Source organism: Bradyrhizobium stylosanthis (assembly GCF_001641335.1).
In the GTDB taxonomy this organism is placed as follows: Bacteria; Pseudomonadota; Alphaproteobacteria; order Rhizobiales; family Xanthobacteraceae; genus Bradyrhizobium; species Bradyrhizobium stylosanthis.
This window is the reverse complement of the sequence record NZ_LVEM01000004.1, coordinates 810,195-826,081: the sequence shown is the minus strand read 5'-3', so window position 1 is coordinate 826,081 and position 15,887 is coordinate 810,195. Positions and strand designations below refer to the sequence as shown.

At 65.8% G+C, this 15,887-nt stretch carries 17 protein-coding genes; 11 read left to right on the top strand and 6 right to left on the bottom strand.

What is annotated here, in order from left to right; all coding sequences use genetic code 11:
• Positions 1-116: 116 nt before the first annotated feature.
• Genes A7X65_RS30295 through hemC form a run of 3 tightly spaced genes read left to right on the top strand, consistent with a single transcriptional unit; the run spans position 117 to position 3,376 of the window.
• Positions 117-707: a TetR/AcrR family transcriptional regulator gene (locus A7X65_RS30295; RefSeq protein ID WP_063692202.1), complete on the top strand. Its 591-nt coding sequence runs from the start codon at positions 117-119 to the stop codon at positions 705-707.
• Between the two features lie 50 nt (positions 708-757).
• The gene (locus A7X65_RS30290) at positions 758-2,383 is read left to right on the top strand and encodes a GMC family oxidoreductase (RefSeq protein ID WP_063692200.1); all 1,626 of its coding nucleotides are present in this window, start codon (positions 758-760) and stop codon (positions 2,381-2,383) included.
• Positions 2,384-2,395: 12 nt separating this feature from the next.
• A complete protein-coding gene (hemC, locus tag A7X65_RS30285; protein WP_082885109.1) occupies positions 2,396-3,376 on the top strand; it encodes a hydroxymethylbilane synthase in 981 nt (326 codons plus the stop codon).
• A gap of 165 nt (positions 3,377-3,541) precedes the next feature.
• Here hemC and hemE read toward each other — a convergent pair whose 3' ends face one another.
• Positions 3,542-4,576: a uroporphyrinogen decarboxylase gene (gene hemE / locus A7X65_RS30280; RefSeq protein WP_063692198.1), complete on the bottom strand. Its 1,035-nt coding sequence runs from the start codon at positions 4,574-4,576 to the stop codon at positions 3,542-3,544.
• 106 nt (positions 4,577-4,682) lie between these two features.
• Here hemE and A7X65_RS30275 point away from each other — a divergent pair, with 106 nt between their 5' ends.
• Together A7X65_RS30275 and A7X65_RS30270 are read left to right on the top strand one after the other, a co-directional pair.
• On the top strand, positions 4,683-4,898 hold the full coding sequence (locus A7X65_RS30275) for a hypothetical protein (protein ID WP_063692196.1): 216 nt from the start codon (positions 4,683-4,685) through the stop codon (positions 4,896-4,898).
• A gap of 176 nt (positions 4,899-5,074) precedes the next feature.
• A complete protein-coding gene (locus tag A7X65_RS30270) occupies positions 5,075-6,976 on the top strand; it encodes a sensor domain-containing diguanylate cyclase (RefSeq protein ID WP_063692194.1) in 1,902 nt (633 codons plus the stop codon).
• A gap of 6 nt (positions 6,977-6,982) precedes the next feature.
• Here A7X65_RS30270 and A7X65_RS30265 read toward each other — a convergent pair whose 3' ends face one another.
• Complete coding sequence (locus A7X65_RS30265) at positions 6,983-7,201, bottom strand: SlyX family protein (RefSeq protein ID WP_063692192.1); 219 nt, start codon at positions 7,199-7,201, stop codon at positions 6,983-6,985.
• Positions 7,191-7,958: an oxygen-dependent tRNA uridine(34) hydroxylase TrhO gene (trhO, locus tag A7X65_RS30260; RefSeq protein ID WP_082885108.1), complete on the bottom strand. Its 768-nt coding sequence runs from the start codon at positions 7,956-7,958 to the stop codon at positions 7,191-7,193. The genes A7X65_RS30265 and trhO overlap by 11 nt, the downstream gene beginning before the upstream one ends.
• A 208-nt stretch (positions 7,959-8,166) precedes the next feature.
• Here trhO and ggt point away from each other — a divergent pair, with 208 nt between their 5' ends.
• Together ggt and A7X65_RS30250 are read left to right on the top strand one after the other, a co-directional pair.
• Positions 8,167-9,753, top strand: a complete 1,587-nt coding sequence (gene ggt / locus A7X65_RS30255) for a gamma-glutamyltransferase (protein WP_063692190.1) — start codon at positions 8,167-8,169, stop codon at positions 9,751-9,753.
• 70 nt (positions 9,754-9,823) lie between these two features.
• Positions 9,824-10,288, top strand: coding sequence for an FKBP-type peptidyl-prolyl cis-trans isomerase (locus tag A7X65_RS30250; RefSeq protein WP_063692188.1), 465 nt, complete (start codon positions 9,824-9,826; stop codon positions 10,286-10,288).
• Between the two features lie 171 nt (positions 10,289-10,459).
• Here A7X65_RS30250 and A7X65_RS30245 read toward each other — a convergent pair whose 3' ends face one another.
• Positions 10,460-10,678, bottom strand: a complete 219-nt coding sequence (locus A7X65_RS30245) for a CsbD family protein (RefSeq protein WP_063692186.1) — start codon at positions 10,676-10,678, stop codon at positions 10,460-10,462.
• A gap of 128 nt (positions 10,679-10,806) precedes the next feature.
• On the opposite strand from A7X65_RS30245, the gene A7X65_RS30240 reads away from it, so the two are divergent.
• The 3 genes from A7X65_RS30240 to A7X65_RS30230 all read left to right on the top strand — a co-directional run bounded on the left by A7X65_RS30240 (position 10,807) and on the right by A7X65_RS30230 (position 12,410).
• A complete protein-coding gene (locus A7X65_RS30240) occupies positions 10,807-11,325 on the top strand; it encodes a cupin domain-containing protein (RefSeq protein ID WP_063692184.1) in 519 nt (172 codons plus the stop codon).
• A gap of 132 nt (positions 11,326-11,457) precedes the next feature.
• Positions 11,458-11,886, top strand: a complete 429-nt coding sequence (locus A7X65_RS30235; RefSeq protein WP_063692183.1) for a VOC family protein — start codon at positions 11,458-11,460, stop codon at positions 11,884-11,886.
• 35 nt (positions 11,887-11,921) lie between these two features.
• Positions 11,922-12,410: a VOC family protein gene (locus tag A7X65_RS30230; protein WP_063692181.1), complete on the top strand. Its 489-nt coding sequence runs from the start codon at positions 11,922-11,924 to the stop codon at positions 12,408-12,410.
• Between the two features lie 128 nt (positions 12,411-12,538).
• Here A7X65_RS30230 and A7X65_RS30225 read toward each other — a convergent pair whose 3' ends face one another.
• Positions 12,539-13,579 (bottom strand): hypothetical protein, encoded by a 1,041-nt coding sequence (locus A7X65_RS30225; protein WP_430643656.1) that lies wholly within the window; start codon positions 13,577-13,579, stop codon positions 12,539-12,541.
• An 80-nt stretch (positions 13,580-13,659) separates the two neighbouring features.
• Positions 13,660-14,361: a FecR family protein gene (locus A7X65_RS30220; protein WP_063692178.1), complete on the bottom strand. Its 702-nt coding sequence runs from the start codon at positions 14,359-14,361 to the stop codon at positions 13,660-13,662.
• Between the two features lie 51 nt (positions 14,362-14,412).
• Between A7X65_RS30220 and A7X65_RS30215 the strand changes: the two genes are divergently transcribed.
• On the top strand, positions 14,413-15,843 hold the full coding sequence (locus A7X65_RS30215; protein ID WP_063692176.1) for a phospholipid carrier-dependent glycosyltransferase: 1,431 nt from the start codon (positions 14,413-14,415) through the stop codon (positions 15,841-15,843).
• Positions 15,844-15,887: the final 44 nt, after the last annotated feature.

Below are 15,887 nucleotides of genomic sequence, written 5' to 3'. Positions count from 1 at the left end.
GAGGCGGCGCCTCGGCGTTTCTAAGGGGACGGCCGCCGAAGGCGGCCTATGCCTCCCCCGCAAGCGGGAGAGGTGCAGCGAGCTCGTGGCCGAACCCGCACTTAGACAGGAACGACATGGCAAAACAGGCGGAGCGGCGGGCGGCAACATCGGAGGCGATCCTGGCGGCCGCGCGCCGCCTGTTCGGGACGCAGGGCTTTGCCGCCACCACGATGGACGAGATCGCGGAAGCGGCCTCGGTTGCCAAGGGCGCGGTCTATCATCACTTCAAGACCAAGGAGGCGGTGTTCGAGGCGGTGTTCGATTCCGTCTCGCGCGACCTCGTTGCCGAGATCGACCGCACCGCCCGTGCCGAGAAGGATGTGCTCGCCGCGATGGTGGCCGGCACCCAGCACTATTTCGCCGCGACCGCCAAGGGACCGACCGGCCAGATCATCCTGCGCGATGGTCCCGCCGTGCTCGGCTGGGAGCGCTGGCGCGAGATCGACGCGCAGCATTTCGGCGGCAAGATGCCGCGTGCGTTGTCCGCTGCGATGGAGGCGGGCCTGATTGCCAGGCAGCCGGTCGAGCCGCTGGCGCGGCTGCTGCTCGGCGCGGTCACGGAGGCCGCGGTCGCCTGCGCCGGACGCGCCGATATCGCAAGGGCGGGCGCGGAATATGCCCGTGCGTTCAGGTCGCTGGTCGAGGCGCTGCGCGTCGAGCCATGATTGTGCTAGTGACGAAGCGCAAACGCCCACAACAAGAAGACGTGTAGCGCATGAACGCAAATTCCTCTCTCGCCTCTGGCGATCCCGAGTTCGACTACATCATCGTCGGTGCCGGCTCCGCCGGCTGCGTGCTTGCGAACCGGTTGTCGGCGAACGGCAAGCACAGCGTGCTCCTGCTCGAGGCCGGCCCGAAGGATTCCAACATCTGGATCCACGTGCCGCTCGGCTACGGCAAGCTGTTCAAGGAGAAGTCCGTCAACTGGATGTACCAGACCGAGCCGGAGCCCGAGCTGAAGGGCCGGCAAGTGTTCCAGCCGCGCGGCAAGACGCTGGGCGGTTCGAGCTCGATCAACGGCCTGCTCTATGTCCGCGGCCAGCACGAGGATTACGACCGCTGGCGCCAGCACGGCAATGCCGGCTGGGGCTATGACGACGTGCTGCCGTACTTCAAGAAAGCGGAGAACCAGACGCGCGGCGCCGACCAATATCACGGCACGGGCGGTCCGCTGCCGGTCTCCAACATGGTCGTGACCGATCCGCTGTCGAAGGCGTTCATGGACGCCGCGGTCGAGACCGGTCTGCCCTACAATCCCGATTTCAACGGCGCCACGCAGGAAGGCGTCGGCCTGTTCCAGACCACGACGCGCAACGGCCGCCGAGCCTCGACAGCCGTGGCTTATCTTGGCCCCGCGAGGGCGCGCGGCAATCTCAAGGTCGAGACCGAGGCCCTTGGCCAGCGCGTGCTGTTCGAGGGCCGCCGTGCGGTCGGCGTTGAATATCGCCAGGGCGCGAATGTGCGCCGCGCGCGTGCGCGGAAGGAGGTGGTGCTGTCGAGCGGCGCCTACAACTCGCCGCAACTGCTGCAGCTCTCCGGCGTCGGCCCTGCCGATCTCCTGCGCAAGCACGGCATCGACGTCGTGCTCGATGCGCAAGGCGTCGGCCATGATCTGCAGGACCATATGCAGGTCCGCATCGTGATGCGCTGCTCGCAGAAGATCACGCTGAACGACACCGTCAACAATCCGCTTCGCCGCACGCTCGCCGGCGCGCGCTATGCGCTGTTCCGCAAGGGCTGGCTGACGATCGCGGCCGGCACGGCGGGCGCGTTCTTCAAGACCAATCCGCGGCTGGCCTCGCCCGACATCCAGGTCCACTTCCTGCCGTTCTCGACCGACAAGATGGGCGAGAGGCTGCATGATTTTTCCGGCTTCACGGCCTCGGTGTGCCAGCTCCGCCCCGAGAGCCGGGGTTCCCTGCGCATCAAAAGCGCGGACCCGACCGTGCCGCCGGAAATCCGCATCAACTACATGTCCACCGAGACCGACCGGAGCACCAATGTCGAAGCCATCAAGATCCTGCGCAAGATCCTGAACGCGCCGGCGCTGAAGCCGTTCGTGGTCAGCGAGTACGATCCCGGGGCGAAGGTATCCACGGATGCCGAGATCCTGGATTATTGCCGCGAGCGGGGCAGCACCATCTACCATCCGACCTCGACCTGTCGTATGGGCAACGACGCGCTCGCGGTGGTGGACCAGCGGCTGAAGGTGAGGGGGCTCGAAGGCCTCCGCGTCGTCGACGGTTCGGTCATGCCGGACCTCGTCTCGGGGAACACCAACGCGCCGATCATCATGATCGCGGAGAAGGCGTCCGATATGATATTGCAGGACGCGAATTAGGAGCATTTGGACTTGGCGACGCGATTCAGGATCGGCACACGCAAGAGCGCCATGGCGCTGGCGCAGACGGAAGAAATTGCGCGCCGCCTGACCGCCGCCGTGCCCGGTCTCGACGTCGAGATCGTCAAGTTCGACACCACGGGCGATCTCGACCAGACCAGCAAGCTGCTGCCGCATGGCGGCAAGGGCGGTGCCTTCGTCGCGCAGATCCGCGCCGCCGTGCTGTCGGGCGAATTGCAGGCCGCGATGCATTCGCTGAAGGACATGCCGGGCAACGAGGACACGCCCGGCCTCGTCATCGGCGCCACGCTGTCGCGCGATCCGCCCGGCGACGCGCTGGTGCTGCGCGACGGCGTGACGCTGGAGGCGCTGCGCCAGTCCCGCGGCAAGGGTTTTAAAATTGGCACCAATGCCGTCCGTCGCGCGGCGTATGCGCGGCGGTTGTTTCCGGACGTGGAAGTGATCCATTTCCGCGGCGCCGCCGATACGCGCGTGCGAAAACTCGACAACCGCGAGATGCAGAAGCTGCCGGATGGCGGCGCGGTGGGCCCGGCCGATGCACTGATCATGGCGCGCTCGGGCCTCGATCGCGTCGGCCTGTCGAGCCGCATCGCCTATGAATTCACCGCGGCCGAGATGCTGCCGGCGGCAGGGCAGGGCATCGTCGCGGTCGAATGCGCCGCGCAGGACTGGCAGACGCGGCAAATCCTGTCATCGATCGACGATGCCGCCGCGCACGCCTCGGCCGATGCCGAGCGCGAGGTGCTGTGGGTGCTCAACGGTCACTGCAATTCACCGGTGGCGGGCTTCTCGACCATCGCCGGCGACCAGATGTCGCTCACCGCGTCCGTGCTCGACCTCTCCGGCAACACCATCATCGAAGCCGCGCGCACGGGCCCGGCCAATCGCCCGCGCGAGCTCGGCCGCGCGGTAGGACTGGACCTGCTGGGCAAGGGTGCAGCCGAGATCATCGAGCGCAGCCGGCCGCGCTAGACTCTCATCGAATTTTTGATCGGGGCGATGGTTGCATCATGCCCCTGTTTTGCCCGACGGGTCAAACGCCGGGCGCGAGTCATGCTGGCCCAATTCTTTCAATGACTTGGCTACTGTGCATGGGGTTGTTTTCGCACTTTTTGTTTGAGCCGATAAAAAAGATCGTCACCCCCGCACCCGCTTGATCATCTGCTCGACATGGGCGATCGGCGTCTCCGGCTGGATGCCGTGGCCGAGATTGAAGATGAACCGCCCCTGCGCGAAGTTTGCCAGCACGGTGTCGACCGCGCGGTCGAGCGCGGCGCCGCCGGTGATCAGCACCAGCGGGTCCAGATTGCCCTGTACAGTGACGCGTGACTGCACGCGCTCGCGGACGAAGGCCGGCTCCGCGGTCCAGTCGATGCTGACGCCGTTGACGCCGGTCGCCTCGACATAACCAGGCAGTTGCGCGCCGGCGCCGCGCGGAAAACCGATGATCTTGGCATCCGGCACTTTCGCGCGCACGCCCTCGACGATGCGCCGCGTCGGCTCGACCGACCAGCGCGCGAATTCGGCCGGCGGCAGCACGCCGGCCCAGGTGTCGAAGATCTGCAACGCGTCGGCGCCGGCGGCGAGCTGCGCCAGCAGGTACGTGATCGAATTGTCGACCAGCACGTCGATGATTTTGGCGAACGCCTCGGGATGCCGGTAGGCCATCATGCGCGCCGGCGCCTGGTCGGGCGTGCCTTGGCCCGCGACCATGTAGGTCGCCACCGTCCACGGCGCGCCGCAGAAGCCGATCAGCGCGGTCCTGGGATCGAGTGCGCCGCGCACGATCTTCAAGGCGTCGAACACCGGTTGAAGCTTGCCGAAGTCGGCGCGCGGCGCCAGCGTGCCGACCTTCGCGGGATCGTCCAGCGGTTCGAGCCGCGGACCTTCGCCGACCTCGAAGCGGACCGAGCGGCCGAGCGCGTAGGGGATCACCAGGATGTCGGAGAAGATGATCGCCGCATCGAAGCCGAACCGGCGGATCGGCTGCAGCGTGACTTCGGCGGCCAGTTCCGGATTGAAGCAGAGGTCGAGGAAGCCGCCGGCCTTGGCGCGCACCTCGCGATATTCCGGCAGATAGCGGCCGGCCTGTCGCATCATCCACATGGGCGGGACGGGCTGGCGCTGGCCGGAGAGCACGTCGATGAAGGGCTTTGTCGCAGACTGGGGCACGAAGGATCCTGAAGCGGGTTATGGCTCCTGATACACCGCTCCGGCGCCCAGCGGAACAGGGGAACCAGCGCAATCGGGCGGCGTTGACCAGCCAACGGAGGAGATCATGGCTGAGACATTCAATCCCGCCCCGCACGACAAGCACGCCGACGATCTGCGCGACGCGCTCGCCGCCGATCGTCACGCCAAGCTCGATACCGGTCTGGAGGACACCTTCCCGGCATCGGATCCCGTCAGCGCCGCGCAGCCGACGCCGTCGAAGGCCGACGCGGAGGCAGATGCCCCCTCGCTCTGGGACAAGGTTAAGGCGATCTTCAGCTAGCGGCGAGGCTCGCCCGGATTCCGATAGGCTCGCTAATGTCTTGTTAGCAATGCGCCGATCCCGGCGTCCGTAGGACTACTGGAAAGCGGGGAGTTAGCTACGTATTCCAGTAGTGGTTTCAGGGTTCACTAATAGAAGCGGCAGAGTTTCCGAAACGATCGGAGAAACCCTGCCGCATGAACGTCCTAGCCCAGAGAGCCGGATGGAGCCGCCTGCCGCTGCGCGCGGCGGCGTTCGTCGTGCTCACATGCGCGACCATCCTCGGCGTCAGCGGCTGGCGTGAATGGGCTGCGCGCGATGCGGTGCTCAAGGGCGCCGAGACCGAGATGGCGAACGTCGCGCGCTCGCTGACGCAGCATGCCGAGGACAGCCTCGATCTGCTCGATTCCGGCGTCGTCGGCGTCGTCAGCCGTCTGGAGATGGACGGTACCGAACCCGCCACGATCGCCAAGCTCCGCAACCTCCTGGAGGTGCGCAAGAAGGCGATGGAGCGCGTGCACAGCTTCGCCATCATCGACGACCACGGCAACTGGCTGACCTCGCCCGGCACGATCGGCGCGACGTTCAGCGACGACGCGTTCTTTCGCCACCACCAGCTCTCGCCGAAGCGCGAGGCGCACATCGGCCGTCCCGTGAAGAGCCTGATCGACGGCGAATGGGTCGTTACCCTGTCGCGCCGCTTCAACAAGCCGGACGGCAGCTTCGGGGGCGTGGTGCTCGCCACCATCAGCTCGAAATATCTCTCGCATTTCTACGAGCAGTTCGAGATCGGCCGCAACAGCTCGGTGGCTCTGACGCATGGCGACGGCCTCATTATCGCGCGCAATCCCAGCAACGAGAAATATGTCGGCCGCAGCGTTGCCGACGCACCGCTGTTCCGCGACGCGAGCCTGCAGCGGCCGAGCGGCGCCTATCATTTCAAGTCGCCGTTGGACGGCGCCGAGCGCGTCAGCTTCTTCAAACGCTCCGGCCGCTATCCGCTCGTCCTGCTCGCCACCGTCGACAGGGAGGAATTGCTGGCGCCGTGGCGCGCCGCCGCGATCTCGCGGATGCTCTACGTCCTGGCGCTGGTCATGTTGATCGCGATCATCGGCGCCGTGCTGGTGCGGCAGTTGCAGCGCGGCCAGCACATGGCGGCCGCCCTGATCGAGAAGGAGGCGCATTTCCGCCTGCTCGCCGAAGGCTCCAGCGACATGGTGACCCGGATCGGGCTCGACGAGCGGCTGCGCTACGTCTCGCCCTCGTCGATCCGCGTCGTCGGCTGGCGCGCCAATCAGCTGATCGGAACGCCCGCGCTTGCCGGCATTCACGCCGACGACCTGCCGCTGGTCCAGGCCCTCGTCGACGCCATGAAGCGCGGCGAGAAGGAGGAGGCGCGTGTCACCTACCGCAACTCGCACCGGCAGAACGGCGAGGTCTGGCTGGAATCGACCATGCGGGTGACGCGCAAGGACAACGGCCGCGTCGACGGCGTGGTCGCGATCTCGCGCGACATCACCGAGCAGAAGAAGCTGGAGACCAAGCTCGAGACGCTTGCGATCGAGGACAGCCTCACCGGGCTTGCCAACCGCCGCCGCTTCGACGAACGGCTGAACGAGGAATGGGCGCGCGCCTATCGCGACCGCTCCACGCTCGGGCTGCTGATGATCGACGTCGATCGCTTCAAGGCCTACAACGACGAATACGGCCATCCCGCCGGCGATGCCTGCCTGCGCGTGGTGGCGCAGGTGATTGCGGCCGAGGTGCAGCGGCCCGGCGACCTGGCCGCGCGCTATGGCGGCGAGGAGTTCGCCATGCTGCTGCCGAACACCGATGCTGCAGGCTGCGCCCGCATCGGCGAGCGGATTCGCAAGGCCATCCGTGCGGCTGGCCTCGTCCACACCACGAATTCCGCGTCAGGCCATGTCACCGCCTCGCTGGGCGGCGCGACCTGCCGGCCGGCCTTCGAGCGCACCGCCGGCGTCGGCACGCTCGTCGAGGCTGCCGATCAGGCGCTCTATGCGGCAAAGGAAGCCGGTCGCAACCGCCTGATGATGTCGATCGAGGTGACGCACCTGCCGAAGGCGGTCGGCGAGTAACACCGCTCAATAATGCGGCGGGCGCTCGTTGGCGGGGCCCGGCGCATTCGCCTCGGCTTGCTGCAGGCGTTCGCCGAGCTCCGAGATCTTTCGCGTCAGCGCGTCGATCTGCTTCCACTGCGCGGTGATGGTCTGGTTCAGCGTCTCGATCGTATCGTCCTGATAGGCGATGCGCATCTCCAGCGCATCGATGCGCTCGCTCAGGGTCTTCATCTCATTCGTCACCGTGGTGCCCCTTGTCCCGTTCGCGCAAGCCGATTTCCTGCAGGCCGTGGCCGAGTGCGACGCGCTCGTCGAACACGAAGCATTCGCCGCGCCAGCGGCTCTGCGCCTCCGGCACCACTTCCAGATATTTCAGGATGCCGCCCTTGAGGTGATAGACCTCGGCAAAGCCGCGCGCGAGCAGGTGCGCGCTCGCCTTCTCGCAGCGGATGCCGCCGGTGCAGAACATCGCGATCCTGCGGTGCTTGGCCGGATCGAGCTTCTCGGCGGCAAAATCCTTGAATTGGCCGAAGCTCTTGATGTCAGGATCGACTGCGCCCTCGAACGTGCCCATCGCCACTTCGAAGGCGTTGCGGGTGTCGAGCACCAGCGTGTCGGGCGCCGCGATCAGCGCGTTCCATTCGCGCGCATCGACATAGGTGCCGACCTGCCGCGTCGGATCGGCGGCCGCATCGCCGAGCGTGACGATCTCCTTCTTCAGTCGCACCTTGAGCCGGCCGAACGGCATCGCCTCCGCGGTCGAGAACTTCAATTCGAGATTGTCCAGCCGGCCGCCGAACATGTCGCCGTGTGCGAGCTCGCGGGCGAAGGCGTCGATGGCCTCGGCTGTGCCCGCGATCGTGCCGTTGATGCCCTCCTGGGCCAGCAGCACGCTGCCTTTCAGCCCGAGACCGGCGCAGAACGCGCGCAGCGGCTCGCGCAGCTCGCGGTAGTCGGGCAGGGCGGCGAATTGATAGAAGGCGCAGACCTTGGTGATCATGGCGGCTCATTTAGCAGGCGGCCGCCGCCCGGAAAACCCGCACGGTCCCGGCCCGGAAAAGGTCTATACGCCCAGCGGATGGCAGCCATTTCCCTGGTATGCCAGCATTGCCCCGACCGGGCGGAATGTGTCATGTAGACCCGGTTTTTCCGCGACCGCCCGGCGCGCGCATCCACGGCCAACAAAGCCTAACGAGAGCAAGAATTCGATGAGAAACTTCCATTTCCCCGGCAGGTCCACGGTCCACGCCACCAACGCGATGGTCGCGACCTCGCATCCGCAGGCCTCGCTCGCGGCGATCGAGGTGCTGCGCGAGGGCGGCACCGCGGTGGACGCGGCGGTGGCGGGGTCGGCCCTGCTCGGCGTGATCGAGCCGCAGTCGACCGGCATCGGCGGCGACTGTTTCGCGCTGATCCAGCCGCGCGGCGAAGGCAAGATCATCGCCTATAACGGCTCCGGCCGGGCGCCGAAGGCGGCCAGCGCCGACTGGTATCTCGAGCGCAAGATCAACTCCGTGCCGCTGACCTCGGCGCATGCGGTCTCGATACCCGGCGTGATCGACGCCTTCGCGACCGTGCTGCGCGACCACGGCAAGTTCGGCTTCGACCGCCTGCTCCAGCCCGCGATCAAGGCGGCCGAGGAAGGCTATGTCGTCGCTCCCCGCATCGCCTTCGACTGGAAGAACCAGTTCGAGAAGCTGAAGAACGGCACCAACACGGTGCGCTACCTGCTGCCGGGCGGCAAGCCGCCGGTGGCGGGCGACGTCATCCGCCAGGCCGAACTCGGCAAGACGCTGCGCGCCATTGCCAAGAACGGTCGCGACGCCTTCTACAAGGGCGAGATCGCGGAAGACATGGTCGAGACCCTGCGCCGCATCGGCGGCCTGCACACGCTCGACGATTTCGCCGCGCACACCACCGAGACGACGACGCCGATCGGCAGCACCTACAAGGGCTACGACGTCTGGCAGTGCCCGCCGAACGGCCCGGGCGTCACGGCGCTGCTGATGCTCAACATCCTGTCGCGCTTCGACCTGACCAAGTACGCGCCCGTGAGCGTCGAGCGCTTCCATCTCGAGGCGGAAGCCGCGCGCATCGCCTACATGAACCGCGAGATGCATGTCGCGTCTCCCGAGCACATGAAGATCAACGTCGCCGAGATGCTCGAAAAGGGCTTTGCCGACGAGTACATCAGCAAGATCCGCATGGACGGCATGCTCGACCTGCCGAACGTCGCGCCCCCGATGAATCCCTCGACCATCTACATCACCGTGGTGGACAAGGACCGCAACGTCTGCTCGTTCATCAATTCGGTCGCGCATTCGTTCGGCTCGGCGATCGTCTCCGACAAGACCGGCGTGCTGTTCCAGAACCGCGCCGGCGGCTTCCGGATCCAGCCCGGCCATCCCAACTGCATCGAAGGCGGCAAGCGCCCGCTGCACACGATCATGCCGGGCCTGCTAACCAAGGGCGGCCGTTCCACGATGTCGTTCGCGGTGATGGGCGGCCAGTACCAGCCGACCGGCCAGACCCATCTGCTGACCAACATGCTCGACTACGGCTGCGACGTGCAGGAGGCGATCGATATGCCGCGCGGCCTGCACTACGAGGGCCAGTACCAGCTCGAGGACAGCGTTCCCGCCGACATCGTCGAAGGCCTGAAGAAGCTCGGCCACAAGACCACCAGCGTGGTCGCCCCGCTCGGCGGCGCCCAGGCGATCTGGATCGACTGGGACAAGGGCACGCTCACCGGCGGCTCGGACCCGCGCAAGGACGGCTGCGCGCTGGGCTACTAGGAGAAGCGCAGGGCTGGAAACCATTCTCTCGTTGCGCTAGACACCTTTCGCCTCAAACGGAAGGTGCCTAATGCAGCGTTTTCAGCGCGCACTCCTCGCCATCATGTCGGCACTCGCGATCACATTGATCGCCGGCCTGCCGACATTCATTTCCACCACGGCCTCGGCCCAGACCGCAGGAAAACCCATGACCACAGCTTCAGGCTTGCAGATCATCGACAGCACTGTCGGCACCGGCGCTTCGCCGCAGCCCGGCCAGATCTGCGTGATGCACTATACCGGCTGGCTCTACGAGAATGGCCAGAAGGGCAAGAAATTCGACTCGTCCGTCGACCGCAAGGAGCCGTTCGAGTTTCCGATCGGCAAGGGCCGCGTGATAGCAGGCTGGGACGAGGGCGTCGCCTCGATGAAGGTCGGCGGCAAGCGCACGCTGATCATTCCGCCGCAGCTCGGCTATGGCGCGCGGGGCGCCGGCGGCGTGATCCCGCCGAACGCGACGCTGATGTTCGACGTTGAATTGCTCGCGGTGAAATAACTGACGTCTCCACTCGTCATGCCCGGGCTTGTCCCGGGCATCCACGTTCTTTCTTTGACGTGGCTAGGCGTGGATGGCCGGGGCAAGCCTGGCCATGACGGAGAGAGCGAGACAAGCAAAACAAAAAGACCGGCCTCGCGGCCGGTCTTTTCGCTTTCAGATGGACGCGCGTCACTCCGCGGCGCGACGTGCGGCGGCTGCGGCGCGATCCATCGCTTCCTTCGCGGCGTCCTTGGCATCGCCCATGGCCTTCTGGCCCTTGCCCTTGATTTCCTGAACGGCGCCTTCGCCCTGCAGGCGCTCCGAACCGGTTGCTTCACCGATGCCCTGCTTGGCCTTGCCGATCGCTTCGTTGGCGGTGCCCTTGATCTTGTCGGTCGTGCTACCCATGAAACTCTCCTTCCATTTCGCTCGGGAGGACAACGTCAGGCAGCTACGAGAGTTCCGATTTTGGTATGGCTTGCGGATGCGGCTTTGGGTTAGTTTGCCGCGCACGGAACCAACAGAGAGCAAGTCCCATGACCGGCCATGACCATTCGCATTCCCACCATGACCACGATCACGATCACGAGGATCGCTGGAAACATGATGGCGTGCGCGTCATTCCCGGCAACCAGCTCGACACCAACGTGCCGTCGACGGCAGGTATGGACCGTGCGGCCGCGATCAATTTCGCGCGCGTCGGCGCTCAGAAATTGTGGGCGGGCACGGTCAGCATCAAGCCCGATGCCAAGACCGGCGCGCATCACCACGGCCATCTCGAAAGCGTCATCTATGTGGTGAAGGGCAAGGCGCGGATGCGCTGGGGCGAGAAGCTGCAGTTCACCGCGGAAGCCGGCCCCGGCGATTTCATCTTCGTTCCGCCCTACGTGCCGCATCAGGAGATCAACGCCAGCCCGGACGAGGTGCTGGAATGCGTGCTGGTGCGCAGCGACGGCGAGGCGGTGGCGATCAACCTCGACATCGAGCCGGTCGAGAAGCCCGAGACGGTGCTGTGGGTCGATCCGATCCATCGGGATCCCAGCGAGAAGAAGTAAGGCCGGCCTGAGCGCCGGCTGGTCCCTGTGCGGCAGAACCACGCAGGGCGCTCCTGAAAAATATCCGGAAGCCGTGTCGGGTGGCCGTCGGGCCATCCGTCCTTGGGCAGAACCCCGCCCAAGGAGCTTCCGATGCCCAGGATGATTTTCGTCAATCTGCCGGTGACCGACCTCAAGCGCGCGACCGCCTTTTACGAGGCGGTCGGCGCGGTCAGGAACCCGCAATTCTGCGACGAGACGGCGAGCTGCATGGTCTTCTCCGAGACCATTTTCGTCATGCTCCTGACCCACGACAAGTTTCGCCAGTTCACGCCGAAGCCGATCTCGGATGCGAAGGTCTCGAACCAGGCGCTGTTTTGCCTGTCCGCGGACAGCCGCGCCGAGGTCGACGATACCGTCGCCAGGGCCGAGGCCGCCGGCGGGGTCGCCGACCCCGGCCCGAAAGACGAGTACAGCTTCATGTACGGCCGCAGCTTCGAGGATCCGGACGGCCACATGTGGGGCGTGAACTGGATGGACCTCGCGGCCTTCGCCGCGCGGTCCGACATGGCACCCGCCTGATCGAAACCCCAGTCAGCCGAAGAGGAGCATTCACGATGTCCAAGGTCGTGCCCTGCATGTGGTTCAACGGCGATGCCGAAGACGCCGCGAAATTCTACACCTCGCTGGTGTCGAATTCCGAGATCACGCACGTTCAGCGCAATGTTTCGGACGGCCCGTCCGGCAAGACGGGCTCGGTGCTCGTCGTCGAGTTCACGGTGGCCGGGCAGCCCTTGGTCGCGCTCAACGGCGGCATGAAGATGGAGTACACCCACGCGATCTCGCTGATGATCCATTGCGACGACCAGGCCCAGGTCGACAGCGTCTGGAGTGCGTTCCTCGCTCACGGCGGCAAGGAGGAACAGTGCGGCTGGCTCAGGGATCGCTGGGGTGTGGCCTGGCAGGTGGTGCCGAAAGTGATGTTCGAATTCCTGTCGAGCCCCGACCGGGCCGCCGCTGCGCGCGCGATGCAGGCCATGATGAAGATGGTGAAGCTGGATTCGGATGCCTTGCGGCGGGCGTTCGAGGGCAAGTCGGCGGCGTGACTCGCGCCACGTACTCAGTGCCGTAGGGTGGGCAAAGCGAAGCGCGCCCACCACCTTGCGCAAATGGAGACGGATGGTGGGCACGGCGCTCTCGTGCCTTTGCCCACCCTACGAGACCATGCCTGGTCTCAATAATTGATCCGTAGCCCCACGCCGCCGTGAATGGTGTTCCCCACCGGCTGCGGGCCCAGCGTGCCGTTGGCGAACAGGTCCACGATCCAGCCCTTCTGCACGCGGAAGCCGAGGCGGCCGCCATATTCGAACCAGCCCTGGTTGCCCATGGTCGGCACCACCGTGCCGTTGCCGGTCACGGTGGCGACGATGCCGCTTTGGCTGCCGAACGACTGCACCCAGCCGCCATTGATGTTGGTTTCGATGTTGCCTGCGAACAGATGCGTCCACTGGCCGCCGATCTTGACCAGGCTGGTGCGGTCGGTGCCGGTCGCGATGCTGGCGTCGAATGGATTGAACGCCACCGCGCTGTCGCTGTAGCCGGAGACGCGCTGCCAGAGTTGCCAGACCTCGATCGAGGCCGCGACCTCGTCGCGCGGCGACACCCGGCTCATCCAGCCGGCGCGGCCGTAGACCGCGTAGTTCGAGGCGTTGGTCGAGCTTGTGACGCTCACTGGGCCGAGGCTGGTATCGTAGCTGCGCGTGTAACGCGCCTTCTCCCATGGCGTCAGGATAGTGCCGACGTCGAAGAACGGGCGCGAGGAACCCCAATCGGTGAAGTCATAGCGCAGCGCGAAGGCACCGATCGGCGCGCTGGTGATCTTGTAGCCGCCCTCGTTGTACTGGGTGTAGGCGATGCCGGCGAGCAGCGACAGATTGTTGGTCAATTCCTTGCGGCCATGGATGCCTGCCGAGAACGAGCCTGCCGAGCCGAACGCGCTGATGCAGTCGCTGCAATTGACCTGCTCGTTGACGCCGAGCAGCACCGTGCCGAGCACCCGGTTGGTGATCATCTGGTTGAAGCGCTGATTGGCGAGGCCGCCGATCGAATTGCCGCTGGAGTCGGCGCCCGTCGGTGTCGGGCTCGGGGACGGATAAGGCGACGGCGAGGGATAGGGGCTGGGGGAGGGCGACGGTGATGGGCTGTAGCTCGGCGAGGGCGAGCAGTTTGTCTCGCAATTGGTCAGCGTGATGGTTGCAGCCAAGGTCGGCCGCATGCCCCATGTCAGCGTCGCGATCCCCACGGCCATCAGCGCCGCGGCAAGAAGCAGGTCGCGGATGCGAAGCCTTGCCATCGTCAGCGCCCGCACAGCATGCCGTCGTCATGGACGGCGGGCGTGATGGTCGGCGAGGCGTAGGCATATTGGTTGACCGCGCACAGTCCCGCACTCGCGGCGCAGTTGGCGGCGAAGGTCCAGGGCGGCGTATTGGTCTTGGTGATTGAGACCTTGCCGCCGGTGGACGTGATGATCGCGGTGTCGCCGGGCTGGGTGAGCTGTACGCATTGGAAGCTCGTCGTGCAGACGCTGGCTGCGCCGTCCTGAAGCACGACGACGGATCGGCCGCGCTGGGACAGGATGTCGAGCGTGGTGCCGCGCACGCCGATGGTCGCGAGCGGCGTCGTGATCTTGTAGGCGGTTTTTTCGGAATGCCCGGTGACGAAGCGGAATGCGCCGGTCGTCATGCGGATAGCGACGTCCCGATAGCTGTGCTCGTCGTTGAAGACGGTGCGGTCGAGCTTCAGCGTCGCGCTCGGGCCGAGCGACAGATTGGTGCTGTCGGCCATGACGAACCGCGCGGCGCTGTCGGCGCCGGTGCGCACGGTCTCGTCGCGCAGCATGCTGTCGCCAACGCTGATCGGCGTCGTGGTCGCGGCGACGCGCACCACTTCATTCTGGATCACGACGGCTTCGCCGACGCGCGTCTGCGCCTGCGCGCAGGGCGCCGCGCACAGAGCGGCCGACAGCAGTGTGGGGAAAAGCCAGAAACGGAAATTCATTTCGCAACCGATCGATGTGTCCCTGATCGTACCGGATCGCGCGCGCTTCTGATGTGGCGAAATTATCACAAGCGGCGCGGGACCTGCGCTATGCTTAGTGACAGTTGCGGCAGAATGCGTTCAATGAAAAGTGCCGTCCCTGTTTTTCTCCGCGGTGAAGCAGATTTGCCACGTAAAAAATCCCCACAAGAGTCGCTTGAAGCCGCGCCGGTTCCGATGATGTCGCGAAGCGCAGTGATCGCTGTCGCGATTTTCCTGATCGCACATCTGGCGCTGCTGATTGGACTCACCACCCCTGAGAAGTTCGTCTTTGACGAGGTGCATTACGTGCCGGCGGCGCGGCAGATGCTGGCGCCTGTGATGTCGCAGCCGATGCTCAATCCGATGCATCCGCCGCTGGCCAAGGAGCTGATCGCGGCCTCGATCGCGACCTTCGGCGACAATGCGCTGGGCTGGCGTTATCCGGCGACATTGTTCGGCGCGCTCGCCGTCGTCGCGATCTATCTGTGCGGCCTTGCGCTGTTCGCGGCGCAAGGGCCGGCGATCGCCGCCGCGCTGATCGCCGCCTTCAACCAGATGCTCTACGTGCAGGCGCGCGTCGCGATGCTCGACATCTTTGCGCTCGGTTTCGGCCTGCTCGCGATCGCGGCCTTCATGCACGGCTTTCGCAGGGAGCGCCCGCATGCGCTGTTCGCGGTGGCCGGCGCCCTGTTCGGCTGTGCCGCCGCCTGCAAATGGAGCGGGCTGTTTCCCCTCGGCGTCTGCATCGTCATCGTCGCATTGATCCGTCTGCTGCAGGGCTGGCGCACGCTGTTCGCCGACGCAAGGCCGGACGACTGGTACCGGCCCGACCTCTGGCCCGACTTCAGGGCGCGCGATGCCGTGCTCTGCTTCGCCGTGCTGCCGGCGCTGACCTATCTTGCCGCGTTCGTCCCGCTCTACGGATTGTCGCTGTCCGATCTGATCGAGGCGCAGCGCCGGATCTTTGCCGACAACACCACGACCGCGATTGCCGGCCACACCTATATGAGCTCGTGGCCATCCTGGCCGCTGCTTGCGCGGCCGGTGTGGTTCCTGTTCGACAAGACGGCGGACGAGAACGTCGCCGCAATCGTCTTCCTCGGCAATCCGCTGGTGCTGTGGCCGGCACTGGCCGCGCTCGTCGTCGTGCTGCGCGACGTCCTCGTCGCGCGACGGTGGGATGCGTTCCTGATCGCGGCCTTCTATTTTGGCTGCTGGCTCGCCTGGGCGTTGCTGCCGCGCACGCTTGGCTTCATTTACTATTACCTGCCCGCCGCAACGCTCGCATCACTTGCGCTGGTCTATGTGCTGCGAAGAGAGGAGCTGCCGCGGTGGCTGCTCTGGGCCTATGTCGGCATCGCCGCGATCGGCTTTGCGGTCATGCTGCCGATCTCGGCCGCCTTCATCGGCACGTCGATGCAGACTTTCAACCGGCTGATGCTATTCCAGAGCTGGATCTGACAGCAGAAAGCCGCCTGCCGTTCGCGCGGCAGGCGGCTTGCTGG